Genomic DNA, 22,505 nt, shown 5'->3' with positions numbered 1-22,505 from the left:
GCGATCTCCATCCGAAGCCGCCTGTGCCAGGGTGCAGGCATCTTTGGCCGATTGCCGCGTCGCCTTCGGCTCCTCGCAATGACGGGGTGGAGGGGAGGGCAGAGCTTCGGTTCCTCGCAATGACGGGGTGGGCGCTTCGCGGCTTGGTCGGTATTGTCCGGGCGCGCGAACTCACACGCCGCTGCGGGGTCGATTGGTTCAGATCCCCGGACGAGGAAGACCCCATGCTGATTCGTGTTCGCCGGCGCAGTGACATCCCGCGCAGCGAGGTGACGCCCGAGGCGGTCTACCGGCGCCGCCGCGAGTTCATGAAGGGCGGTCTGGCCCTCGGGGCGGGGCTGGGCCTGGGGGCGCTGGGGCTTGCGGGCCCGGCGGGTGCCGACCTGCGCGACGAGCTTAAGCCCCTGGACGCGGAGCCGGGCGAGTTCTCCACCGACGAATCGCTGACCCCGTTCGAGGACGCGACCACCTACAACAACTTCTTCGAGCTGGGTACCGGCAAGGAAGATCCGCACCGCCTGGCGGACAAGCTGCAGACCGATCCCTGGAGCATCCGTGTGGAGGGGCTCTGCGACAACCCCGGGGAGTATGCGCTGGAAGATTTCATCGACCCCTGGTCGCTGGAAGAGCGGATCTACCGCCTGCGTTGCGTGGAAGGCTGGTCGATGGTGATCCCGTGGATCGGTTTCGAGCTCAACCGCATCATCGACCGTGCCGAGCCGACCGGCAGCGCCCGCTATGTCGCCTTCGAGAGCATCCATGATCCGGACAACCTGCCGGGGCAGCGTCGCAGCGTGCTCGAGTGGCCGTACGTGGAAGGGCTGCGCATGGACGAAGCGCGGCATCCGCTGACGATCATTTCGGTGGGGATGTACGACCATGTGCTGCCCAACCAGAACGGGGCGCCGATCCGCCTGGTGGTGCCGTGGAAATACGGCTTCAAGAGCATCAAGTCGATCGTGCGCATCCGCTTCGTCGAGGACGAACCTCCGACCTCGTGGAACCGCATGCAGCCGAACGAGTACGGCTTCTACAGCAACGTGAACCCCGACGTGGACCACCCGCGCTGGTCGCAGGCCACCGAGCGGCGCATCGGCGAATTCCGCCGCCGGCGCACCGAGATGTTCAACGGCTACGGGGAAGAAGTTGCCTCGATGTATGCCGGAATGGACCTGACCGAGAAGTTCTGAGTGGAAAGGCGCCGGCGCGCATCGGCCCGGCCTCCGCGCGGGGTGTGGACTCTGGTGCTGGCGGCCTCGCTGGCGCCGGGGGTGTGGATCGCGCTGCGCGCGGCCGGGTGGTTCGGCGGTCTCGGGGTCAACCCGATCGAGCGGCTGCTGGCGGATACCGGCACCCACGCGATGATCGCGCTGCTGGTGGCACTGGCGGTCACGCCGCTGCGCCAGTGGACGGGCCTGGCCTGGATCAGCGCGCTGCGGCGGATGCTCGGGCTGGTGGCCTTTGCCTGGGTCAGCGCGCATCTGCTGGTCTGGGTCGGGCTGGATCTGTTCTTTGACTGGGTGCTGATCCTGGACGACATCCGTCACCGGCCGTATGTCACGGTCGGCTTTGCCGCCTGGCTGATCCTGCTGGTGCTGGCGCTGACCTCCACTCGGGGTGCGCAGCGGCGGTTGCGGCGCTGGTGGCCGCGTCTGCACCGCCTGGCCTATGCGGCGGGCGTTCTGGCCATCCTGCACGTGCTGTGGCTGACCCGCGGCGCGGACTACGTCGAGGTGGGGATGTATGCCGCAGTGCTGGCGGTGCTGCTCGGCTGGCGGCTGTGGCGGGCCCTGCAACCGGCGCGAAGGCCCCGGGCGGGATGAAAGATCTCCCCGCGGTCGGCGTCGCATCGCTACAATGGGGAAAACGTCAGACTGGAGCAGTTCCTTGGCCACCTTCACCCTCACCCTGCATGCCCCCGACGCCGAGCAGCCCGAGCTGCAGACGGTCTCGGTGGACGAATCCGGCGACGAGCTGCCCGAATACGGGCAGGTGTGGGTGTGGGACATCCTCTACGCGCAGCAGCTGTTCGCCCTGGGTGACACCCAGCCGGCGCAGGATCTCAAGGAGATCCTCGAGCTGTGGGCGGTGAACATGTCCAGCAAGGTGTTCCAGCCCCACCAGCACATCCTGAACAAGGGGTATCTGGATCTCTCCGAGAACCTGAAGCTGGTGACCGACGAGGCGGAGCGCCCGGCGCCGGCGGACGGCGACCGTGTGATTGAGGTGCAGGTCACCGGGCAGGTCGGGCAGATGCCGGAGGTCTCGGTGTCGCCCGAGTCGCTGGAGGCGAACGATCGGGTGCATCTGGTGCTGGGACTGGCGCAGCACTTCAACTACGCCAACGACAAGTTCGGTCGCGAGCTGCCGATCCACGTGCTGGCGCTTCGCAAGTACCACGCCGATATCCAGTTGCCGCACACCCGCGAGGCGATGGATGACGGGCCGATGTACGCCATCCAGAAGGCCATGGAGTACTTCCAGGCCGCCAACCAGGGCACGGTCCAGTAGCGCCGCCGGGCGGGCATGGGAAACACTGATCCATGAAGACCGTCTACCACAACGCCGATCCGGTGATGGCCGAGTTCATCGGCGGCATGCTCAACGACGCGGGGATCCCCGCCCACGTGCATCAGGCCGGGCTCTATGGCGCCTCGGGCGAGATCCCGCCGAACGAGTGCTGGGCGCGCATCGTGGTGGTGCACGAGGAGCAGGCCACCGAGGCGCGGGAACTGGTGATGGAATATCTCGAGGGCGATCCGGTGGGTGACGCCACCGAATGGACCTGCCCGAGCTGCGGCGAGCGGATCGAGCCGCAGTTCACCCAGTGCTGGAACTGCGGGCGCGAGCGGCGCTGAAGCGACGTCAGCCGGAGCCGGCGCGGACCAGCGGCTGGTCGCCGTTGTAGTGCCGACCGATGCGGCGGATGTATTCGCGGGTTTCCTCGTAGGGCGGGACGCCGCCATGGCGTTCCACCGCACCCGGACCTGCGTTGTAGGCCGCCAGGGCCAGGTCCAGGTCGCCGTCGAAGCGCTGCAGCATGGCGGCCAGATAGCGTACCCCGCCGTGGATGTTCTGGACCGGATCGAAACGGTCGGTCACACCCAGCTCCGCCGCGGTGGCCGGCATCAGCTGCATCAGCCCGTGGGCGCCCACCCGTGACACGGCCTCGGGATCGAAGCAGGACTCTACGTGGATCACCGACAGGACGAGTTCCGGATCCACGCCTTCGCGGCCGGCGGCGTCGTGGATGATGTCGGCGTATTCCCCGCCGCCGCTGGCCATCGCCCGTTGCGCGTTGCGGCCGCAGCGGGCGCGCGCCGGCGGACGGCCGTACTGGGCGATCAGCTCCATGCCGGGCCCCTGATTGCGCAGGTTGGTGACCAGACGTTCGCCGTCGGGCCCCTCGAAGACGAAGATCTCGGTCGGCGACCAGCCGTCGTCACCGCCGGTGGCCGTGTTGCCGCGCGTGGACGAGGGACCGGGAACGTCCTCGTAGTCGCCGTGTTCGGGCGGTTCGTCACTGATGACGCGAGCGCCATCGTCATCGATCCAGGTGTAGAAATCGGCCTGCGCCGGTACCGGGGCCGCGAGACCCCCTGTCAGGGCCAGTGACCCGACCACGAGGGTCAGGGCGGACAACCCCCTGCGCAACGCCGTAAGATGATGGACCGTGTTCAAGCCGGTTCTCCCGTCGATCTGCCGATCCCCATGACCGCCTTCTCTTCGACTGCCGCCATTATGAGGCCGGAAACCACGGCGCTGGAAGGCCTTTTGCGCGATGAATCCGCGCACGCGGGGCCGGCCCGGGTGGAAGTCCTGGATCGGGTGGATTCCACCAGCCGCTATCTCCTGGAGGACGTGTCCGCCGAGGCGCTGCCGCGGGCCGGACGGGTGTGTCTGGCGCGCGAGCAGACCGCCGGTCGGGGCCGTCGTGGCCGGGACTGGGTCGGGCACCCGGAAGACGGCATTGCACTGTCCGTGGCGTGGCCGCTGGAACCGGGTGAGCAGGTGCCGCCGGCGTGGCCGGTGGGCGCCGGACTGGTGCTCGGCGAGACCCTGCACGAACTGGGCTACGCCGCCGTCGGCCTGAAATGGCCCAATGATCTGGTGGTCGGCGAAGCCAAGCTGGGGGGCATCCTGGTCGAGCAGCAGGCGCCGCGTGTCGCGAACGGGGTCGGCGGGCGCCTGGTGGCGGGAGTGGGACTGAACCGCGCCGGGTCGCAGCGTCTGCAGCTGGGGCGTGCGGTGACGGACCTGGCCGCGCAGGGTGTCCCGCCGCCGGGCTGGCTGGAACTGGCGGGGCGCCTCGCCGCGAGTCTGCTCAGGGCGCATCCATGGCTGATGGCACACGGTCTGAGTCAGGCCGGCGAGCGGCTGGGTGCCGTGGATGTACTGGCGGGGCAGCGCGTGGAACGCCTGGAGACCGGCGAGCGATTCCTCGCGCTGGGGATCGATCCGCAGGCCGGCACGCTGCGGGTGCGCGACGAACAAAGCGGAGGACGGGGCGGGGAACAGGCTCTGCATTCCGGTGAGGTCAGCGTGCGCAGGTGGAATCATGCCGAGTGACGGGAACCCGAGTCTGACGCTACTGCTGGATCTGGGCAGCAGCCGCCTCAAATGGTCCCTGCGCGACGCGTCCGGGGTGGAACAGGCCAGTGGTGCCGACGCCGATATCGTGGCCGGCGTGGCGGAGCTGGCGCAAACGGTGTCGGTTCCGCCGGTGGCCGCATGGCTGGCGCGGGTCGGGGCACCGGAGCGCTCGCAGCGCCTGCGCGAGGCCCTGGCCACGGCCTGGCCCGGTCTGACGGTCGAGGAGGTGGAACCCCGTCTGGAGGCGGAGTCCGGCGTGGGCCCCGGGGCGGCGGCGCAGTCGGGCGTGCTGGTGTCGCGGTATGCCCACGGCCAGCTGGGCGTGGATCGCTATTGTGCCCTGCTGGCGGCGCGCGCGCGTGATCCGGGGCGGCCGGTGGTGCTGGTGGATGCCGGAACCGCCGTCACCGTGGACGTGCTGCGCGCCGACGGTGCGCACCTCGGGGGTTACATCCTGCCGGGGCTGCACAGCGGCTGGGCCGGGATGCAGAAGCTGCTGAGCGACCGCATCGTCCCGCGTGCGCCGGGCGCGGGTTTTGATCCGTGGCCCGAGCGCTTGCCGGGGCAAAGTACGGTCGCGGCACTGGACCGGGGCTGGGCCACGGCCTGGGCGGCGGGCGTGGCGGCCGTGGTGGCGGCCGGCCGTGAATCGCTCGCGGACACCCCGTACCCCGAGGAGGGGGGCACCGGCTCTGCGGGGGTGGCGCGCGTGCCGGTCTGTCTCCTGACGGGGGGGGATGCCCGGATGCTGATGGAGGATCTGCCGGGGCCGGTCAGAATGGATCCCCGGCCCGTGCTGGAGGGGCTGGCCGTGCTCGCCGGGCTGGATCAGGCGGATGAGTCACGGACGGGGAGGGCGGGCGAATGATGCGGTGGACGATTTTTGCGTTGCTGCTGGCCAACCTTGGCTATCTGGGCTGGGCCTACCAGAGCGGACACCTGGACCCGGATCCCTGGTCCGATGCTCCGCCCCCGGAGGCCGGGGGCGAAGGCATCGAGGTGCTGGAGGTGCGCACCGGGGCCGACGCGGAGCGTTTGCGCCAGCGCCTGGAGGCCCGGGAGGACCCCTCCGCGTCGGTCCAGGGCGGGGAATGATCGCTTCTTAATCCTCGCCCGGCATGCCGCGCTGCAGGGCGTCGAATCCGAGCGCGATGTCATCGGGGTCGGCACCGGGATGGATCTGCAGCTGGGCTTCCACGGCCGCCGGGTCCACGTGGCTGGCCGCCACCGCCTCCGCCGGCAGGTAATGCAGCCACCAGGCCAGTGCGGCCTGGGTGGGCACCTCGGTCCAGGGTTCGAGTTCCCCGCCCAGCCGTTCGGCATGAGCGTTCAGATCCTCGTTGAAGAACGGCTGCAGCCGGTCCAGGCGCGCCTGCGGGTCGGGTTCGCCGGCGGCGGTGTCCGTCGGATCGCGCTCCAGCGCCCGGGCGGCCCGGCGCAGTTCCAGACGGGCGATTTCCGGCCAGATCTGCGCGGGCAGATAGCCTTCCAGTTCGGGCTGGCCCTCGTCGGTGACCGCATGCAGGAAACCCGCCGGGATGCCCAGATAGGCATCCACGCCGCGCAGGGCGGTGTCGGACCACTCGAACAGCTCGTCATCGTCGAAGATCCGCGCACTGGCGGCCAGTGCCGCGATGGCCTGCCCCGAGGTATGGGCGTAGGTCGTGCGGTCGACCCGCGGCGGATCGGTGGCGCGGCGTTCATCCGGATCCAGTCGGTAATAGGCATTGTCGGCATACTGGGAGTTGCCGAAGCGCCGCTGGTCCTCGTCCCACATCGCATCGCGCAGCCAGCGGATCACGTCTTCCGCGATCTCGCGGTAGCGTTCATCGCCGGTTTCTTCCCAGGCGCGGGCGAACAGCCACAGGAACGCGGCATTCTGATCCAGGCGTTTGGAGGTCTCCAGGGCCCGGTCCGGGTCGCGCTGGTCGAAGTCATAGAAGAAAAAGAAGCCGCCATCCACCGGGTCGTGGAGGTCTTCGGCCACCTGATCCAGCAGACCCGGCATGCGCCCGGTCCATTCCTCCTGATCCAGCAGGAAGCGGTAGGTCCAGGGTTGCGGGCGCTTGCTCAGGGTGCCGAACAGCGCGCTGCCGCTGAGGCGGTCGGCGTCGGCGACGTACACCTGGTCGAGCATCTCAAGAAAACCGCCGACCGTGGTGATCGGCTCCTCGGCGGGGGTTTCCTCGCGCCCCGTCACCGACACCACCCGCTGCTGGCGCTCCAGGATCCGGTACAGGCCGTCGGCGCGGATATGCCCGGTGAAGCGCGAGATCACGTCATCGTCCGGGGTGGTGATGACCACGAAGGGCAGGCCGCGGCCGCCATAGCGCGTGAAGAGGTCGGCGCGCCGATCCAGGTCGATCAGGACCGGGATGTACTCCTCGTTCAGGATGTCCACGACCATGGGGTTTTCCAGCGACTCGTTCTGGAAGTCGATGCACCAGGTGCACCATTGCCCGTGGAAGTAGAAGAACAGCGGCTGGTTCTGATCCTCGGCCCGGTCGAACAGTTCGGGGTCGAAGCTGTTCCACTCGATCTGCGAATCCGCGGGGTAGTCTTCCGCCGGCGCCGCACCGACGAACAGCCACAGCGCCGCGATCAGCAGGGTACCCGCGGCGCGCAAGCCGTTGCGGGCGGATGAAACGTGTTGAGTTGCGGTTCCCATGTCGGGCTCCCGGACCGCGTTGCGGTCGATTCTTTCGTAAAGCATAGACCCTGGCTGCGGGGCTTCTCCATGATCGCCGCGCTCGGCTGCTACCATGCCCGGGTTCATCCGAGGGGGCCTTGCATGAGAGACGAAAGCGCGCGGTTGGCTGTTCCGCGGAGGTGGCTGCGATGAGCGACGTGCGGATTCTGGTGCCGGGGCTGCGCGATGCCCTGGTGGCGGCACGCGCCGCCGGGGGCGGCGGGCTGGCGGTACGCTGGCTGCGGCAGCTGCTCGCGCGTTCGCGCGCGGCGACGCCCGCTGAAACCGTCACGGGGGTGCGACCGGACGAACCGCCCGGCTGGGAGCGGACCCTTGCGCAGGCGCTGGGATATACGGAACCCGGAAACGGAGGAGAGACGGGGTCCGCCTTGCGTACCTGGCTGGCCAGTCCGGTAGCACTGAATGCCGGCATGCGGGACCTGACCGCCCGCCCGGTGGACGGGGTCGCCGATACCGATCGGGAGGCCCTTTGGGCGGCCGCCGCACCGGAGCTGGAAAAGGTCGGGGCGCGGCTGGATCAGTCGCCGCAGGGCTTGTGGCTGCTGTCGATGGCCGCCGCGGGTGCCGACGGCGCCCGCAGCCCGTCGGCGGGCTGGGGCCGGCCGATGCCGGCCGCCGGCCTGGACAGCGAGGCCGCCCGCAGCCTGCAGGTGCTGGGCAACGCGATCCAGATGGCCTGGTTCCAGCATCCGGTCAACCAGCAGCGCGAACAGAGTGGTCTGGACCCGGTGCAGGGGCTGTGGTTCTGGTCGCCGGGCGACCCGGCGCCCGTCGCGCCGGCCGTGCAGATCGCCGGTGGCGGCATCCACGCCCGCTGGCTGGCGGAGACCGCGGGGGCGGACTGGAATCCCGATCCGGCGTCGGGTGGCGACGTGATCGTGATGGATTCGCTGGACGGTCCGGCGAGCCCGGAACGCATGGCCGAGCTGCTGTCCTCGCTGGTGCTCGAGGTCATCGCCCCGCGCGCCGCCGGCCTGCGCTTCGGTCGCACCGGGCGTCTGGAGATCGAGGATCCGCTGCTGCCACCGGCGGAGGGCCCGCGTCGCATCCTGCGCGGACGCGATACCTGGGCGCTGTGGCGCCGGCGGATGCCGTGGCCCGGTCTGTAACTCCATGCATGAGTGATACCACGCAGGCGGCCGGGCTTGGTATACTCCCGGGCTTTTTCCGCACGGGGAAACACCATGGAACTGAGTCCGCTCTACAGCCGGATCGAAGACCTGCAAGGCCGCATCGACGGCCTGAGGGGGTATCTTTGACTACGCTGGCAAGGAAGAACGGCTGGAAGAAGTCCAGCGCGAGCTGGAAGAAAACCCGGACATCTGGAATCAACCGGAGCAGGCCCAGGCCCTGAACAAGGAACGGGCCCAGCTGGAGGGCATCGTCCTCAACATCCGCGAGATCACGGATGCACTGAAGGACAGTCGCGAACTGCTGGAGATGGCCGAGGCCGACGATGACGCGGAAACCGTGTCTTCGGTCGAGGCGGATGTCGCGGGGCTGACCGCGCGCGTCGAGGCCCTGGAGTTCCGCCGCATGTTCTCCGGCGAGATGGACGAGGCCAATGCCTACGTCGACATCCAGGCCGGTTCCGGCGGCACCGAGGCGCAGGACTGGGCCAACATGCTGCTGCGGATGTATCTGCGCTGGGCCGAGAGCAAGGGCTTCAAGGTGGAGGTCACCGAGCTCTCCGAGGGGGAGACCGCGGGGATCAAGAGCGCGACGGTGCGTGTCGAGGGCGACCATGCATTCGGCTGGCTGCGCACCGAGACCGGCGTCCACCGCCTGGTGCGCAAGTCGCCGTTCGACTCCGGCAACCGCCGCCATACCTCGTTCGCGTCGGTGTTCGTCTCGCCCGAGGTGGACGAGAACATCGAGATCGAGATCGATCCGTCCGACCTGCGCGTGGATACCTACCGTTCCTCCGGGGCCGGCGGGCAGCACGTCAACACCACCGACTCGGCGGTGCGTATCACCCACGAACCCACGGGCATCGTGGCCGCCTGTCAGGCCGGACGCTCGCAGCACAAGAACCGCGAGATGGCGATGAACCAGCTGCGGGCCAAGCTGTACGAGCAGAAGATCCAGGAGCAGAACGCGGCCAAACAGGCCCAGGAAGAGACCAAGTCGGACATCGGCTGGGGCAGCCAGATCCGTTCCTATGTCCTGGACCAGTCGCGGATCAAGGATCTGCGCACAGGCGTGGAGGTCGGCAACACCCAGGGCGTGCTCGACGGCAACCTCGATCCCTTCATTGAAGCCAGCCTGAAGAGCGGGCTGTAACCCCCGGAAAACCCTCGATGACCGAAACCACCGACGAGAACAAGCTGATCGCGCAGCGCCGCGCCAAGCTCGACGAGCTGCGCACGGCCGGCAACGCCTTCCCCAACGACTTCCGCCGTGATGCCCTTGCGGGCGAGCTGCATGCCGCGCACGGCGAGACCGAAGGCGAGGCGCTGGAGGCCGAGGGTATCGAGGTCTGCGTGGCCGGGCGCATGATCGGCAAACGGGTGATGGGCAAGGCCAGTTTCGTGCGCCTGCGGGACATGAGTGGCGACATCCAGCTGTTCGTGCAGCGCGATGCCCTGCCGGAAGGGGTTTATGCGGCCTTCAAGCAGTGGGATCTGGGCGACATCGTCGGCGCGCGCGGCACGCTGTTCCGCACGAAGACCGGCGAGCTGACCGTCAACCTGACCGAATTCCGGCTGCTGACCAAGGCCCTGCGGCCGCTGCCGGAGAAGTTCCACGGCCTGACCGACCAGGAGGCGCGCTACCGCCAGCGCTACGTGGACCTGATCACCAGTCCGGAATCGCGCGAGCTGTTCCGGCGGCGTACACGGATCATCCGCTTCATCCGTGACTACTTCGAGGACGCGGGTTTTCTCGAGGTGGAGACCCCGATGATGCAGGTGATCCCGGGCGGGGCCACTGCACGTCCGTTCGTCACCCACCATAATGCGCTGGACATGCCGCTGTACCTGCGCGTGGCCCCGGAGCTGTTCCTCAAGCGCCTGGTGGTGGGCGGGTTCGAGAAGGTCTTCGAGATCAACCGCAATTTCCGCAACGAGGGGCTGTCCACACGGCACAACCCCGAGTTCACCATGCTGGAGTTCTACGAGGCCTTCGTGGATCACCATGCGCTGATGGATCGCACCGAGGCGCTGCTGCGCGGGCTGTGCGAGCACGTGCTGGGGACCACCACCGTGGAATACCAGGGCGTGACCTACGAGTTCGGCCGGCCCTTCGCGCGCATGACCGTGCGCGAGGCGATCCTCGCCCACAACGACGACATCGCGGACGCCGACCTGGACGACATCGAGCGCGTGCGTGCGCACTGCGAGCGCAAGGGCATCGAGGTGAAGCCGGGGGTCGGGCTTGGCAAGCTGTGGACCGAGCTGTTCGAGGCCACCGCAGAGAATCAGCTGCACGACCCGACGTTCATCACCGCCTATCCCACCGAGGTCTCGCCGCTGGCCCGGCGCAACGACGACAACCCGTTCGTCACCGACCGCTTCGAGCTGTTCGTCGGCGGGCGCGAGATCGCCAACGGCTTCTCCGAGCTCAACGACGCCGAGGATCAGGCCGAGCGTTTCCGTGAGCAGGTCGCGGAGAAGGACGCCGGTGACGACGAGGCGATGCACTTCGATGCCGACTTCATCCGTGCCCTGGAGTACGGCCTGCCGCCCACTGCCGGGGAGGGCATCGGGATCGACCGCCTGGTGATGCTACTGACCGACTCCAGCTCCATCCGCGACGTGCTGCTGTTCCCGCACATGCGCCCGGAAGCCTGATTCCGCCGGCCGATGCTCGGGCGAGGGCGTGACCGGAGGGCGGTGCGCGGGTCAGGGTTTGTCCGGGGTAATGACGCCCCGCGCGAGCAGCCCGGCGCACTGTGCCGCGGGGGCCGGGCGGGCGAGCAGGAACCCCTGGAGCGTGTCCACAGCCGGCGGCTTCCAGGAAACGCTGCTGTCCGATGTTTTCCACCCCTTCGGCGACGGTCTCCAGGTTCAGGTTTGTGGCAAGGCTGAGGACCGTACGCACGATGGCCTCGCCGCTGCCGCCATTGTCGAGGTCGCGCACGAAGCTGCGGTCGATCTTGAGCACGTCCAGCGGGAAACGCTGCAGGTAGGCGAGTGACGAGTACCCGGTGCCGAAGTCGTCGAGGGCCACCCGCAGCCCCATGTCGCGAAATGCCCCCAGGGTGTGGATGACCCGCTGAATGTCGGCCATCAACATGCTCTCGGTCACCTCGAGCTCCAGCGCATCGGCCGGCGTGCCGGTTTCGGCGAGGATCCGGCGGATCCGCCGCGGCAGGTCCCGGTCACGGAACTGCGGGGCGGCCAGGTTGATGGAGATCCGCGGCGAGGGCAGTCCGCTGGCCTTCCAGCGCTGATGCTGGAGGCAGGCCTCGCGCAGGATCCATTCGCCCAGTTCCCGAATCAGTCCGGTTTCTTCCAGTACCGGGATGAAGGTCCCCGGCGACAGCACCTGTCCGTTGGGATCCTGCCAGCGGAGGAGGGCTTCGAGACCGGTAATGCGCCCGTTCCCGGCCTCGACCCGCGGCTGATAGTGCAGGAAGAAGCCTTCCTGCCGGTAGACGGCGCGCCGGAGCTGGCCTTCCAGGGCGACCCGTGCACGCGCCGTGGTGTTGCGTTCGCCGGAGCAGAAACGCAGTCCGTTACCGCCTTCCCGTTTGGCCTGATCCATGGCGGCACCCGCGCGGCGCAGCAGCTCCTCGGGTTCGCTGCCATCGTCGGGGTAGAGGGCCGCCCCGGCCGAGCCGGGAACGTAGACCTCTTCGCCATCCATCGCGAAGAGTTCCTTCAAATGATCCACCAATCCGGCCGCCTGGCGGACCAGGGTTTCGGCCTCGGCACTGTGGCCCAGCACGATGCCGAATTCGTCGCCACCGATCCGGGCCAGGGTGTCGTCTTCCTCGAGGGCGCCTGCCAGACGCTGGCTGACCCGCTGCAGCAGTGCGTCGCCGGCGGCGTGGCCGAGCCCCCCGTTGATCCCCTTGAAGCGGTCGAGGCCCAGATGGAGGATCAGCAACGGCGAACCGCGGTCGCGGGCGTATTCCATGCTTTCGTTCAGACGCTGCAGGAACAGTTCGCGGTTGGGCAGCCCGGTCAGGGGGTCGTGCCAGGTCAGGTATTGCAGCCGGTCTTCGGTCTCGCGGCGTTCGGTGATGTCGTGCACGATTCCGGCCATGCGCCGTGGACGGCCCTGCTCGTCGAAACGCACGGTGCCACGCTGATAGACCACCCGCGTGGTGCCGTCCGGGCGGCGAATGCGGTGTTCGATGTCATATTCCGGGCCGTCGGGGCGCAGGGCGGCATTGACGGCCTGCTGGACCCGTTCCCGGTCGTCGGGGTGAACGGCCGCCATGAACGACTCGTGGTTGGCACCCCACTGATCCCGGGTCATGCCGAAGATGCGATAGACCTCGTCCGACCAGCGGATCTCGTCGTTTTCGAAATCCGAGATCCAGGAACCCAGATGGGCGATGCGTTGCGCCTCGGCGAGTTCGGCCTCGCGCTGTTCCAGCGCTTCGCGGGCCTGGTGGCGCTCGGTGGAGTCGATGCCCAGGGTCTGCAGGTGGGTGAGCCGCCCGTGCTCGTCGAAGAAGGCGCGGGAGGTCCATTCGACCCAGCGCCGGGTACCGTCCGCCCGAATGACCGGGTTTTCGATGATCCGGACCGGCTGTTCCGGCGTGAAGCGCGCCAGGTCGGCGAGGTTGGCCTCCTGGTGTTCGGGGGGCAGATCCTCGATCCAGCGCCGGCCGACCAGATCCGCCCCGAAGTATTCCCGCGCCATGCGGTTGGCGAACAGGATCGTGGTGTCGGGCCGGTAGACCGTGATGATGTGCGGGTGGTCCTCGATCAGGCTGCGGTAATCGATGACCAGCGTATCGTCGGGCCCGTATTGATGTTGATCCGTTTTCATCCTTGATCCCTGCCTGGTGCCCGATCGCCATTGGCTCATTATGGCGATGGAAATTCGCCCGGTGCAATCGCGCCGGATCCGCCCGGCGAGTCCGGTTGCGCGAAACACCATGCGCAGATCGGGTATCCTTGTGAATCTGAATCCGTACTCAGGGAGCCATCAATGCAGCCCTTTGCCTCGCGCAATGTCTTCGGTGAGGAACTCGAGCCCTGTGGCCGCGACCCGGTGACCGGGTTCTATCGCGACGGGCGCTGTGCCACCGGGCACGACGACACCGGCATCCATACGGTCTGTGCCGAAGTGACGCAGGCGTTTCTCGATTATTCCCTGGCGCAGGGCAACGATCTGGTGACGCCGATGGAGGCCTTCGGCTTCCCCGGGCTCAAGCCCGGAGACCGGTGGTGCGTGTGCGCCGGCCGCTGGGTCGAGGCGTATCGGGCCGGTGTGGCGCCGGGGGTGTATCTGCGGGCGACCCACGAAGAAACCCTGGCGATCATCCCGCTGGACGTGCTGCAGGCGCACGCCCGCGATCCGGCAGAGTAGCGCGGACGCGTTCGCGGGCGCCTCAGACGGGGCGGGCCAGATACCAGCGGATGACCGCCCAGTCGTAGGCCGCGTGCGCGATCATCACCACCACCAGGTTCTCGGTCACGTGGTAGACCCAGCCGAGATAAAGGCCGATGAGGGTGGCGAAGACGAAGTACAGGTGGCTGACGTAGTGCGCCAGCCCGAACAGCACCGAGGCCAGCAGGATCGCGGCCCCGGGCGGCAGGTGCAGACCCAGCCACTGCTGTAATACGCCGCGTACCAGGAGCTCCTCGCCGACCCCGGCGAGCACCGCGATCAGCACTACCGAGCCGGCCGGGGCCCCGCGAAACAGCAGATCCAGGAATTCATGCAGCTGTGCCCGAATGTCGCGAAACGCCGGGTGGTCGGTCCAGCCTAGCACGGCGACCAGCAGGAACATCGGGGTGGTGACCAGCAGGCCCAGGGCCACGGCCTCGATGCTCCAGTCCATCGCGCCCAGAAGCGGCACTCCGGCGAGCGCCGCCAGCGCGAACGCCACGGGGATGAGTGCACCCTGGAACAGGGCTCCGGCGAGCAGTGGATGACGGGCGATGAACGGTCGCAAAGTGGCGGGAGGGGCAATGGTTGGTTGCGGGTGAGGGGGTCGGCCGGCCGGGCGATCGCCGCGGCCGGCCGTCCGCCCGGGGCTTTGCCTCAGGCCAGGCGCGCGCGGTGGTCGAGGATCACGCGCACGCCGTGACGCTTGCCGCCGGGCAGGGCACCGAGCACGTCACGGCGCTCGGACTCCGCCAGGTGTTCGCAGGCCTGCGCCAGACCATGGCTGGGCAGACGGTCGGCCAGCCGCGCCAGGGTATCGGGATCCAGCGCCTGCAGCACCTCGGCCTGCGCCCGTTCGGTCAGCTTGAGGAAGCGCATGCGGGCGGCGGCCAGCTGGCCGGCCTCCAGCGCGCCCAGGATACCCGCCACGGCGGGGTCGGGACGCATGTCGGCCCAGTGCACGCCCCCAGCGGCATGATCTCCGCGGAATTCAGTGGCCGTGGGGAAATCCTGCACGGTGTCCATTGCCAGTTCGGTCATCTTCGGTCTCCTCGCATCGATTCAGTGAAATCAACCAACAACACGATGCGAAGGCCGTCCGGAGGTCCCCGATCGGGGAGCGGGCGGTGGGGCAGGCACGACCCGGTCACTACCGGGATGTGCGGGAACCCGTGATCCGGCGTGTATCCAGGTCACGACGGACCGGGTTCCGGGGCCTCGTTCAGACGAGGAGGCGGCGGGTCCGGGTCCGACGGACAGCTGGATACACGTCATCCGCCGCGCCGGCGGCCTTCGTGCATCGGCAACTGCAACTGTCCATGGGTGTCGTCATACCTCGTATGGCTCAACATGCGCTCGTGGCACCCGGCCACGAACGGGCGCGAATCATAGCGAAAGCGCGGGTGGCGAAACAAGCCTTGCGGCGGTGTGCGTTGACAGGTTCCGATGCGGGTTATAGTTTGACCCGTTTCCCGGCGCGCGCCGGATCAGGGTGCGCGTATCCTGATCGCGCCGGTTGCCAGCGCCGCAAAGCCTACGCCCGGTGATCCCGGGCCCAATCAGGAATCGACCCGTGACCGACGTCTTTCCCCGCATCGAGCGACTGCCCCCCTACGTCTTCAACATCGTGAACGAGTTGAAGGCCGAGGCACGAGCTCGCGGCGAGGACATCATCGATTTCGGCATGGGCAATCCGGACCAGCCGACGCCGAAGCACATCGTCGACAAGCTTACCGAGGCGGTACAGCGCGGCGACACCCACCGTTATTCGGTGTCGCGCGGGATCCCGCGCCTGCGCCGTGCCGTCACCCGCTGGTATCAGGATCGTTTCGACGTGGAGCTCGATCCGGAAACCGAGGCGATCGTGACCATTGGCTCCAAGGAAGGTCTGGCGCATCTGGCGCTGGCCACCCTGGGGCCGGGAGATGCGGTGCTGGTGCCGAACCCGGCGTATCCCATCCACCCCTATGGCTGCGTAATCGCCGGCGCCGACGTGCGCCACGTGCCGCTGACGCCGGACGTCGATTTCTTTGCCGAGCTGGAGCGCGCGATCCGCGATTCCTGGCCCAAGCCGAAGATGCTGATCCTGAACTTCCCGGGGAATCCGACCACGCAGTGCGTGGATCTGGAGTTCTTTGAACGGGTGGTGGAGATCTGCCGCGAGCACGGGATCTGGATCGTGCACGATCTGGCCTACGCCGAGATCGCGTTCGACGGCTATCGGGCCCCGTCGATCCTCGAAGTGCCGGGCGCCAAGGACATCGCGGTGGAGTTCTACACCCTGTCCAAGACCTACAACATGCCCGGCTGGCGGGTCGGGTTCATGTGCGGCAATCCCACGCTGGTGGCGGCCCTGGCGCGCATCAAGTCGTATCTCGACTACGGCACCTTCACGCCCATTCAGGTGGCGGCGATCTCCGCACTGGAAGGGCCGCAGGACTGTGTCGACGAGATCCGCGAGACGTACCGCGTGCGTCGCGACGTGCTGTGCGACGGCCTGAACAAGCTCGGCTGGGCGGTGGAGAAGCCGAAGGCGACCATGTTCGTCTGGGTTCCGATCCCGGAGCCCTATCGCGAGATGGGGTCGCTGGAGTTCGCCAAGAAACTGCTGCGGGACGCGAAGGTGGCGGTCTCGCCGGGCATTGGTTTCGGTTCCTACGGGGATGATCACGTGCGCTTCTCGCTGATCGAGAACGAGCAGCGCACGCGCCAGGCCCTGCGGGGGATCAAGGCGATGTTCCGGGCGGATTCCGTCCTCGCCGATGCCTCCGCGTAACCAGGCATTCGAAGACCAAAACCCGGATGCGGTGCATCCGGACGATCAGGGAAACAGGATCATATGACGCCGGTAAAGATCGGAATTCTCGGACTGGGAACGGTGGGCTGCGGCACGGTGAACGTGCTGGCCCGCAACGGGACCGACATCGCCGGGCGCGCCGGCCGCGGCATTGAAGTGGTGGCGGCCGCTGCCCGCGACATCGAACGGGAGCGTGACTGCGACACCACGGGGATCCGCCTGACCACCGATCCGGCGGCGGTGGTGGACGATCCGGAAGTGGAGGTGATCGTCGAGCTGATGGGCGGGACTGATGCCCCGCGCGACCTGGTCCTGCGGGCGATCGACGCCGGCAAGCACGTGGTCACCGCGAACAAGGCGATGATCGCCCTGTACGGCAACGAGATCTTCGAACGCGCCCATTCGCGCGGCGTGATGGTGGCGTTCGAGGCAGCGGTCGCCGGCGGCATCCCGATCATCAAGGCGATCCGCGAGGGCCTGGCGGGCAACCGCATCGAATGGCTGGCGGGGATCATCAACGGGACCGGCAACTTCATCCTGACCGAGATGCGCGACAAGGGTCGTGACTTCGAGGACGTGCTGGCGGAGGCTCAGTCACTGGGTTACGCCGAGGCCGATCCGACCTTCGACGTGGAGGGTATCGATGCCGCCCACAAACTGGCGATCCTGGCGTCCATCGCGTTCGGCATCCCGCTGCAGTTCGACCGCGTGGCGGTCGAGGGCATCAGCGGGATCACCCGCGAGGACGTGGGCTTCGCTGCGGAGCTGGGGTACCGCATCAAGCATCTGGGCATCGCGCGTCGCATGCCGGACGGCTACGAACTGCGGGTGCATCCGACCCTGATCCCGGAACGCCGGCTGATCGCCAATGTGGACGGGGTGATGAATGCCGTGCTGGTGCAGGGCGACGCGGTGGGGCCCACGTTGTACTACGGCGCCGGAGCCGGTGCCGAGGCGACCGCCTCGGCCGTGGTCGCCGATCTGGTGGACGTGGTGCGCGCCCTGACCACCGACCCCGAGAATCGCGTGCCGCATCTGGCGTTCCAGCCGGACGCGCTGTCGGAACGCCCGGTGGTGGCGCTGGAGGACGTCCAGACCTCGTTCTACCTGCGCCTGCGTGCCCAGGATCGTCCGGGGGTACTGGCCGACATTACCCGGATCCTGGGCGAGCATGGCATCAGCATCGAGGCGATCCTGCAGCGCGAGCCCGACCCGGAGCGGGGCGAGGCGACCATCATCATGCTGACGCACGCCGTGCGCGAGGGCGCGATGAACCAGGCGATCACGGCGGTGGAACAACTGCCGCACCTGCTGACTCCGATCACGCGTATCCGCATGGAAGCGCTCTGAACAACCAACTGATCCGATCCACGACACGAGAATCCGCATGGCCCACGGACACCGCTACACCGGACTGATCGACCGCTACCGCGATCGGCTGCCGGTCCACGACGACACCCGCGTGATCTCCCTCGGCGAGGGAGCCACGCCGCTGATCCGGCTGAACAACATTCCCCGCGAGCTGGACAGCGAGGTGGAGATCTACGTCAAGTACGAGGGCCTGAACCCCACCGGCTCGTTCAAGGACCGGGGCATGACCATGGCGGTCACCCGCGCGGTGGAAGAGGGTTCGCGGGCGATCGTTTGCGCCTCCACCGGCAACACCTCGGCCGCTGCCGCGGCCTATGCCGCCCGCGCGGGGATCACCGCGTTCGTGGTCATCCCGGACGGCAAGATTGCGATGGGCAAACTGGCGCAGGCGATGATGCACGGGGCCACGGTGATCCAGATCGCCGGGAATTTCGACGACGGCATGCGGCTGGTCAAGGAAGTGGCCTCGAATACCCCGGTGACCCTGGTCAATTCGGTCAACCCGTATCGTCTGCAGGGGCAGAAGACCGCGGCCTTCGAGATCATCGAGGAGCTGGGCCGGGCACCGGATTATCACTGCCTGCCGGTGGGCAATGCCGGAAACATCACCGCACACTGGATCGGCTACAGCGAGATGGCCGCCCGCAGCAGCGAGGACGTGACCGACGCCTGCGCCTACTGCCAGGGGCACTGCAAGTACGCCGGGGGCGGCATGGTCGGGAACCGGCCGCACATGGTGGGCTATCAGGCCTCGGGGTCGGCGCCGTTCATGCGCGGGGCCATGGTGGACGACCCCGACACGGTCGCGACCGCGATCCGCATCGGTCACCCGCAGTCCTGGGACATGGCGTGGAAGGTGCGCGAGGAATCCGGTGGCTGGTTCGACGAATGCGCGGATGACGAGATTCTGGCCGCGCAGAAACTGCTGGCGGAAAAGGAGGGGGTGTTCTGCGAGCCGGCCTCCGCCGCCTCGCTGGCCGGCGCCCTGCGCGACATTCGCTCGGGGCGAATCCCGGCGGGGTCCACCGTGGTCTGCACGCTCACCGGCAACGGCCTCAAGGACCCGGACACCGCGATCAGTCAGAGCGTGGTCCAGCCGACGCGGGTGCCCGCGGAGCTGGACGCCGTGTCGCAGGCGATCCGCGACAACCTCGCCTGAAGCCGTCGGCCTGAACCCGGGGGCCGCTTCCGGCCCCCGGGCAGGGTCAGTTTGCCGGTCGTTCGGGGATCTCGATCCGGGCGGCCTCGCGCAGGCGTTCGATCTCTTCCTGAATCGCGCGGCTTTCCAGGATCTCGATCAGTTCGGCCCGCACGTCTTCCATGGGCGGCGGGTCGACCGGGCGCGTCTCTTCCAGCCGGATCAGGTGCCAGCCGAAGCGGCTTTCCACCGGATCCGTCGTCGTCTCGCCGGGTTCCAGGCGCTGCACGGCATCGCTGAAGGCCGGCACCATGCGGCCGGCTTCGAACCAGCCCAGGTCACCTCCGCGTTGGGCGGAGCCGGGGTCGGTTGAATGCGTTTCGGCCAGCTCGGCAAAGGAGGCCCCGTCCTCGAGTTCGGCCAGCAGGTCCCGGGCGGTCTCCTCGCTCTCGACCAGGATGTGGCGGGCGCGGTACTCCTCGGCGGCCATCTGCTCCACCTGCCGCTCGTATTCGGCGCGCAGGTCGTCCTCGGTGAGTTCCAGCTCGGCCGTCAGGCGTTCCATCATCTCGGAGGCGAGGAAATTGGTGCGGACCATCTCGAGGATCCGGCGCGTTTCTTCTTCCTCGTGCAGGCCACGCCGCTCGGCTTCCTGGCGCAGCAGCCGCAGGCTGATCAGCTCGTCGAGTACGCCATCATCGCCGGCCATCCCGGGGTCGTCGTCCAGGCCGGAATAGGTGAAGACATCGGCCCGGGTGATCGGTTCGCCATCGATGCGCGCGAGGATTTCGGCGTCTTCGGTCGTCGTGGCGGCATCGGTTTCGTGGCCATTGCGTTCGTCAGACGGACCATCGTTGCCGCAGGCGGCAAGCGAGGTGACGGCGGCCAGGATCGCGGCCGCGAGCAGGCCGCGGGGTGCGGGCAGTGGAAACGTTGATGCGGCCATTCAGAACACCTGCTTGAAGGGGCGGACATCCACCGAGGCATACACCCCGGCCCGGACATAAGGATCGGCATCGGCCCATTCGCGGGCCGCTTCCAGAGACGGGAATTCGGCGACGATCAGGCTGGCGCTGAAGCCGGCCGGCCCCGGATCGGGGCTGTCGATCGCGGGGCACGGCCCGGCCAGCACCAGGCGTCCGGTATCGCGCAGGGCCTGCAGGCGTTCCAGGTGTTCCGGACGCGCCGCCAGGCGGGCGTCCAGCGAATCGGGGGCATCGTGGCCCTGGATCATGTAGAGCATCGGCATTCCGTGTCGGGGGGACAGGCGGGCATTGTAACGTCACGGGCGGGTGCGGCGTGATGGTCGGGTCACAGTTGCGCTACACTGCGCGCTTTGTCCGATCTGCGGTTCCCCATGAGTACGTTCGCGATCCACCCCGAGAATCCCCAGCCACGGCTGATCCGCCAGGTCTGCGACCGGCTGCAGGAAGGTGCGGTGATCGCCGTGCCCACCGATGCCTGTTATGCGCTCGCGTGCCTGCCCGGTGACAAGACCGGCGCCGATCGCATCCGCCGCATCCGCGAGGTGGACGAGACCCATCATCTCACCCTTCTGTGCCGTGACCTGTCCGAACTGGGGGTGTACGCCAAGGTGGACAACAGAGCCTTTCGGCTGATGAAAACCCTGACGCCGGGGCCCTACACCTTCATTCTCCCCGCCACCCGCGAAGTCCCGCGGCGGTTGCAGCATCCCAGGCGCCGGACGATCGGACTGCGGGTGCCGGACAGCCCCATCGTGTCCGCGCTGCTGGCGGAACTCGGTACGCCGCTGATGTCCGCCACCCTGCAACTGCCGGGGGACGATACCCCGCTGACCGAGGTGTGGGAGATCGAAGAACGTCTCGCGCATGCGGTGGACGCGATCCTGGACGGCGGCGCGGGAACGCTGGAGGCCACCACGGTGCTGGACCTGAGCGGTGACGGCGTGGAAGTGGTGCGACAGGGCCTCGGGGACGTGGCCTTTCTGGAAGAATAGCCATGCGTAAATGGATCATCCTGGTCGCTCTGCTGGTCGCCATTGGTGCGGCGTGGCCCTGGTATGTCGGGGGACAGGTGGAAGGCACCCTCGACGCGCGCATGGATCTGCAGGCGGGTGGTCTGGAACTGCGTCACGAGCCCGTTCGCTACGAGCGGGGCTATCGCGAGGCGCGTGCGGAAGGAACACTGCACCTGCGTCGTGGCGAGGACGCTTACGAACTACCGGTGGTACACGAGGTGCAGCACGGGGTGCTGGGCGCGAGGATCGCCACCCGCCTGGATCACGCGGCCCTCGACGACGCCCTCGCGGAGCATGACGGGCTGGCCGCGATCCTGCAGCGTCTTGCGCCCGAGGCGGAGAGCCGGACCGGCCTGGGTGGCGGCGTCACGACCCGCCTGCGCGTGCAGGATGCGCGCCTGGATGTTGCGCAATGGCCGGCAGTGGCACCGCTCCGGGACGCGGAGGGCCCGCTGTGGCTGGAGTTCGAGGACGCGCTGGGGCAGTTCGCCTGGTCGGACGAGCAGGCGATGGCGAGTCTGTCGATCCCGCGTCTGCGACTCGATCAGGCGGACGGAACCCTGGTGTTCGAGGGGCTGCGGCAGGTCCTGGCGCTGGAGCCGGACGCTGACGGGGTCTATGGCGTGCTTCCGGATTATGAAGGCGGCGTGGCGGCCGACCGGATGGAATGGACGGGTCCGGGATGCGAGGGCAGTCTGCTTCTGGAGCGTGCCCGGATCAATGCATTCCAGAGCACCCATGGCGACCGGCTGGACTCCCGCGCGCGTCTGGAAATCGACCGGATGACGGTGACGCGGGGCACGCAGCGTCTCGTGCGTCAGAGCGGGCCGATGGATCTGCAGCTGGGGCTGGAGCGCTGGGACCGCGCAGCCATGGAGCAGCTCGCCGGAACCCTGCGTGACCCGGCGCACCGGCGCCAGGAGGCCGAGCAACGCCGCGATCTCACCCATGCCGCGATGATCGATGCCGTGAGCCAGTCGCTGGAACGCAGCCCGGCGGTGACGCTCGGGGCGATCATGAACGACGAGCCGGAGCAACGGCTGGAGCTGGAGGGCAACCTGGTCTTTTCCGGTACGCCCGAAGGCTTCCGCATGCGCCCGGTGGAGGCGATCGCGCTGGACATGCAGGCCGCGGTCGGGCTGCAATGGCCGGAGTCGCTGGCCGGGCTGACCGACCCGCAGCCGTTCGGCCGGGTGCTGGCCGCGGCCGAGGCGGATGCCTGGCTGGAACGCGACGGCGAGATCCTGAGCGGGACTCTGGCGATGCGTGACGGCCGCATCCACGTCAACGAGCGGGACCGCACCGCCAGTGCCCTGGGCCTGCTGTTCGCCGCCGCCGGCGGCATGTTCTGACACCGACCATCTCAGCCTCATCAGTCAACCATCAG

At 68.2% G+C, this 22,505-nt stretch carries 22 protein-coding genes and 1 pseudogene; 16 read left to right on the top strand and 7 right to left on the bottom strand.

Annotated features, from left to right (window positions below; all coding sequences use genetic code 11):
* The first annotated feature begins 224 nt into the window (after positions 1–224).
* From msrP to F573_RS0108310, 4 genes are all read left to right on the top strand, one after another.
* The gene (gene msrP, locus F573_RS0108325; protein ID WP_019022185.1) at positions 225–1,190 is read left to right on the top strand and encodes a protein-methionine-sulfoxide reductase catalytic subunit MsrP; all 966 of its coding nucleotides are present in this window, start codon (positions 225–227) and stop codon (positions 1,188–1,190) included.
* Positions 1,191–1,823 carry a sulfite oxidase heme-binding subunit YedZ gene (locus F573_RS0108320; protein WP_019022184.1) on the top strand — a complete coding sequence of 211 codons (633 nt, stop codon included), beginning with the start codon at positions 1,191–1,193 and terminating at the stop codon, positions 1,821–1,823. It begins immediately after the preceding gene.
* A 64-nt stretch (positions 1,824–1,887) separates the two neighbouring features.
* Positions 1,888–2,511: a hypothetical protein gene (locus F573_RS0108315; protein ID WP_019022183.1), complete on the top strand. Its 624-nt coding sequence runs from the start codon at positions 1,888–1,890 to the stop codon at positions 2,509–2,511.
* 32 nt (positions 2,512–2,543) lie between these two features.
* The gene (locus tag F573_RS0108310) at positions 2,544–2,858 is read left to right on the top strand and encodes a DUF2007 domain-containing protein (protein ID WP_018869615.1); all 315 of its coding nucleotides are present in this window, start codon (positions 2,544–2,546) and stop codon (positions 2,856–2,858) included.
* 7 nt (positions 2,859–2,865) lie between these two features.
* On the opposite strand, the gene F573_RS0108305 is transcribed toward F573_RS0108310, so the two are convergent.
* Positions 2,866–3,642 carry a lytic transglycosylase domain-containing protein gene (locus tag F573_RS0108305; protein ID WP_019022182.1) on the bottom strand — a complete coding sequence of 259 codons (777 nt, stop codon included), beginning with the start codon at positions 3,640–3,642 and terminating at the stop codon, positions 2,866–2,868.
* A 99-nt stretch (positions 3,643–3,741) separates the two neighbouring features.
* Here F573_RS0108305 and F573_RS0108300 point away from each other — a divergent pair, with 99 nt between their 5' ends.
* Genes F573_RS0108300 through F573_RS0108290 form a run of 3 tightly spaced genes read left to right on the top strand, consistent with a single transcriptional unit; the run spans position 3,742 to position 5,688 of the window.
* Positions 3,742–4,569 carry a biotin--[acetyl-CoA-carboxylase] ligase gene (locus F573_RS0108300; RefSeq protein ID WP_026300860.1) on the top strand — a complete coding sequence of 276 codons (828 nt, stop codon included), beginning with the start codon at positions 3,742–3,744 and terminating at the stop codon, positions 4,567–4,569.
* Entirely contained in the window at positions 4,559–5,461 is a 903-nt protein-coding gene (locus tag F573_RS0108295) for a type III pantothenate kinase (RefSeq protein ID WP_019022180.1), read from the top strand. The genes F573_RS0108300 and F573_RS0108295 overlap by 11 nt, the downstream gene beginning before the upstream one ends.
* Positions 5,458–5,688 carry a hypothetical protein gene (locus F573_RS0108290; protein ID WP_019022179.1) on the top strand — a complete coding sequence of 77 codons (231 nt, stop codon included), beginning with the start codon at positions 5,458–5,460 and terminating at the stop codon, positions 5,686–5,688. The genes F573_RS0108295 and F573_RS0108290 overlap by 4 nt, the downstream gene beginning before the upstream one ends.
* Positions 5,689–5,695: 7 nt before the next feature.
* On the opposite strand, the gene F573_RS0108285 is transcribed toward F573_RS0108290, so the two are convergent.
* The gene (locus tag F573_RS0108285; RefSeq protein ID WP_026300859.1) at positions 5,696–7,261 is read right to left on the bottom strand and encodes a DUF255 domain-containing protein; all 1,566 of its coding nucleotides are present in this window, start codon (positions 7,259–7,261) and stop codon (positions 5,696–5,698) included.
* 170 nt (positions 7,262–7,431) lie between these two features.
* Here F573_RS0108285 and F573_RS0108280 point away from each other — a divergent pair, with 170 nt between their 5' ends.
* The 3 genes from F573_RS0108280 (at position 7,432) to lysS (ending at position 11,094) form a co-directional block, all read left to right on the top strand.
* Positions 7,432–8,412 (top strand): hypothetical protein, encoded by a 981-nt coding sequence (locus F573_RS0108280; protein ID WP_019022177.1) that lies wholly within the window; start codon positions 7,432–7,434, stop codon positions 8,410–8,412.
* A gap of 75 nt (positions 8,413–8,487) precedes the next feature.
* Positions 8,488–9,586 (top strand): peptide chain release factor 2 gene (gene prfB, locus F573_RS0108275; RefSeq protein ID WP_099049988.1). Its coding sequence is split into 2 segments (ribosomal slippage): positions 8,488–8,559 and positions 8,561–9,586, totalling 1,098 coding nucleotides; the frame shifts between segments, so codons are not numbered across the junction.
* Between the two features lie 17 nt (positions 9,587–9,603).
* Positions 9,604–11,094 (top strand): lysine--tRNA ligase, encoded by a 1,491-nt coding sequence (gene lysS / locus F573_RS0108270; protein WP_019022176.1) that lies wholly within the window; start codon positions 9,604–9,606, stop codon positions 11,092–11,094.
* A gap of 51 nt (positions 11,095–11,145) precedes the next feature.
* Here the strand turns inward: lysS and F573_RS14220 are convergent.
* Positions 11,146–13,249, bottom strand: a pseudogene (locus F573_RS14220) (putative bifunctional diguanylate cyclase/phosphodiesterase).
* A gap of 162 nt (positions 13,250–13,411) precedes the next feature.
* On the opposite strand from F573_RS14220, the gene F573_RS0108260 reads away from it, so the two are divergent.
* Complete coding sequence (locus F573_RS0108260) at positions 13,412–13,792, top strand: DUF2237 family protein (RefSeq protein WP_019022175.1); 381 nt, start codon at positions 13,412–13,414, stop codon at positions 13,790–13,792.
* A 22-nt stretch (positions 13,793–13,814) separates the two neighbouring features.
* Here F573_RS0108260 and F573_RS0108255 read toward each other — a convergent pair whose 3' ends face one another.
* Both F573_RS0108255 and F573_RS0108250 read right to left on the bottom strand, forming a co-directional pair.
* Positions 13,815–14,381 (bottom strand): CPBP family intramembrane glutamic endopeptidase, encoded by a 567-nt coding sequence (locus tag F573_RS0108255; RefSeq protein WP_026300858.1) that lies wholly within the window; start codon positions 14,379–14,381, stop codon positions 13,815–13,817.
* An 89-nt stretch (positions 14,382–14,470) separates the two neighbouring features.
* Entirely contained in the window at positions 14,471–14,854 is a 384-nt protein-coding gene (locus F573_RS0108250; RefSeq protein WP_019022173.1) for a magnesium transporter MgtE N-terminal domain-containing protein, read from the bottom strand.
* A gap of 532 nt (positions 14,855–15,386) precedes the next feature.
* On the opposite strand from F573_RS0108250, the gene alaC reads away from it, so the two are divergent.
* The 3 genes from alaC (at position 15,387) to thrC (ending at position 19,140) form a co-directional block, all read left to right on the top strand.
* Entirely contained in the window at positions 15,387–16,589 is a 1,203-nt protein-coding gene (gene alaC / locus F573_RS0108245) for an alanine transaminase (RefSeq protein WP_018869602.1), read from the top strand.
* 63 nt (positions 16,590–16,652) lie between these two features.
* On the top strand, positions 16,653–17,960 hold the full coding sequence (locus F573_RS0108240; protein ID WP_019022172.1) for a homoserine dehydrogenase: 1,308 nt from the start codon (positions 16,653–16,655) through the stop codon (positions 17,958–17,960).
* Positions 17,961–17,997: 37 nt separating this feature from the next.
* Positions 17,998–19,140: a threonine synthase gene (thrC, locus tag F573_RS0108235; protein ID WP_018869600.1), complete on the top strand. Its 1,143-nt coding sequence runs from the start codon at positions 17,998–18,000 to the stop codon at positions 19,138–19,140.
* Between the two features lie 46 nt (positions 19,141–19,186).
* On the opposite strand, the gene F573_RS0108230 is transcribed toward thrC, so the two are convergent.
* Entirely contained in the window at positions 19,187–20,065 is an 879-nt protein-coding gene (locus tag F573_RS0108230) for a peptidylprolyl isomerase (RefSeq protein ID WP_019022171.1), read from the bottom strand.
* Positions 20,066–20,362: a YciI family protein gene (locus F573_RS0108225; protein ID WP_018945870.1), complete on the bottom strand. Its 297-nt coding sequence runs from the start codon at positions 20,360–20,362 to the stop codon at positions 20,066–20,068.
* Between the two features lie 114 nt (positions 20,363–20,476).
* Here F573_RS0108225 and F573_RS0108220 point away from each other — a divergent pair, with 114 nt between their 5' ends.
* Positions 20,477–21,097, top strand: coding sequence for an L-threonylcarbamoyladenylate synthase (locus F573_RS0108220; RefSeq protein ID WP_038033269.1), 621 nt, complete (start codon positions 20,477–20,479; stop codon positions 21,095–21,097).
* Between the two features lie 2 nt (positions 21,098–21,099).
* Positions 21,100–22,470 carry a DUF945 family protein gene (locus F573_RS0108215; protein ID WP_019022169.1) on the top strand — a complete coding sequence of 457 codons (1,371 nt, stop codon included), beginning with the start codon at positions 21,100–21,102 and terminating at the stop codon, positions 22,468–22,470.
* The last annotated feature ends 35 nt before the right edge of the window (positions 22,471–22,505 follow it).

Origin of the sequence: Thioalkalivibrio sp. ALE23 (genome assembly GCF_000378545.1) — a bacterium.
In the GTDB taxonomy this organism is placed as follows: Bacteria; Pseudomonadota; Gammaproteobacteria; order Ectothiorhodospirales; family Ectothiorhodospiraceae; genus Thioalkalivibrio.
Note: the sequence above shows the minus strand (reverse complement) of the source record. Positions and strands in the feature narration are given on the sequence as shown.

Excerpts from the sequence above, each read along its gene's own strand:
- msrP (WP_019022185.1), top strand. The coding sequence starts at position 225 with ATGCTGATTCGTGTTCGCCGGCGCAGTGACATCCCGCGCAGCGAGGTG.
- F573_RS0108310 (WP_018869615.1), top strand. The coding sequence starts at position 2,544 with ATGAAGACCGTCTACCACAACGCCGATCCGGTGATGGCCGAGTTCATC.
- F573_RS0108300 (WP_026300860.1), top strand. The coding sequence starts at position 3,742 with ATGAGGCCGGAAACCACGGCGCTGGAAGGCCTTTTGCGCGATGAATCC.
- F573_RS0108295 (WP_019022180.1), top strand. The coding sequence starts at position 4,559 with ATGCCGAGTGACGGGAACCCGAGTCTGACGCTACTGCTGGATCTGGGC.
- F573_RS0108290 (WP_019022179.1), top strand. The coding sequence starts at position 5,458 with ATGATGCGGTGGACGATTTTTGCGTTGCTGCTGGCCAACCTTGGCTAT.
- F573_RS0108285 (WP_026300859.1), bottom strand. The coding sequence starts at position 7,261 with ATGGGAACCGCAACTCAACACGTTTCATCCGCCCGCAACGGCTTGCGC.
- F573_RS0108280 (WP_019022177.1), top strand. The coding sequence starts at position 7,432 with ATGAGCGACGTGCGGATTCTGGTGCCGGGGCTGCGCGATGCCCTGGTG.
- lysS (WP_019022176.1), top strand. The coding sequence starts at position 9,604 with ATGACCGAAACCACCGACGAGAACAAGCTGATCGCGCAGCGCCGCGCC.
- F573_RS0108260 (WP_019022175.1), top strand. The coding sequence starts at position 13,412 with ATGCAGCCCTTTGCCTCGCGCAATGTCTTCGGTGAGGAACTCGAGCCC.
- F573_RS0108250 (WP_019022173.1), bottom strand. The coding sequence starts at position 14,854 with ATGACCGAACTGGCAATGGACACCGTGCAGGATTTCCCCACGGCCACT.
- F573_RS0108240 (WP_019022172.1), top strand. The coding sequence starts at position 16,653 with ATGACGCCGGTAAAGATCGGAATTCTCGGACTGGGAACGGTGGGCTGC.
- thrC (WP_018869600.1), top strand. The coding sequence starts at position 17,998 with ATGGCCCACGGACACCGCTACACCGGACTGATCGACCGCTACCGCGAT.
- F573_RS0108230 (WP_019022171.1), bottom strand. The coding sequence starts at position 20,065 with ATGGCCGCATCAACGTTTCCACTGCCCGCACCCCGCGGCCTGCTCGCG.
- F573_RS0108225 (WP_018945870.1), bottom strand. The coding sequence starts at position 20,362 with ATGCTCTACATGATCCAGGGCCACGATGCCCCCGATTCGCTGGACGCC.
- F573_RS0108220 (WP_038033269.1), top strand. The coding sequence starts at position 20,477 with ATGAGTACGTTCGCGATCCACCCCGAGAATCCCCAGCCACGGCTGATC.
- F573_RS0108215 (WP_019022169.1), top strand. The coding sequence starts at position 21,100 with ATGCGTAAATGGATCATCCTGGTCGCTCTGCTGGTCGCCATTGGTGCG.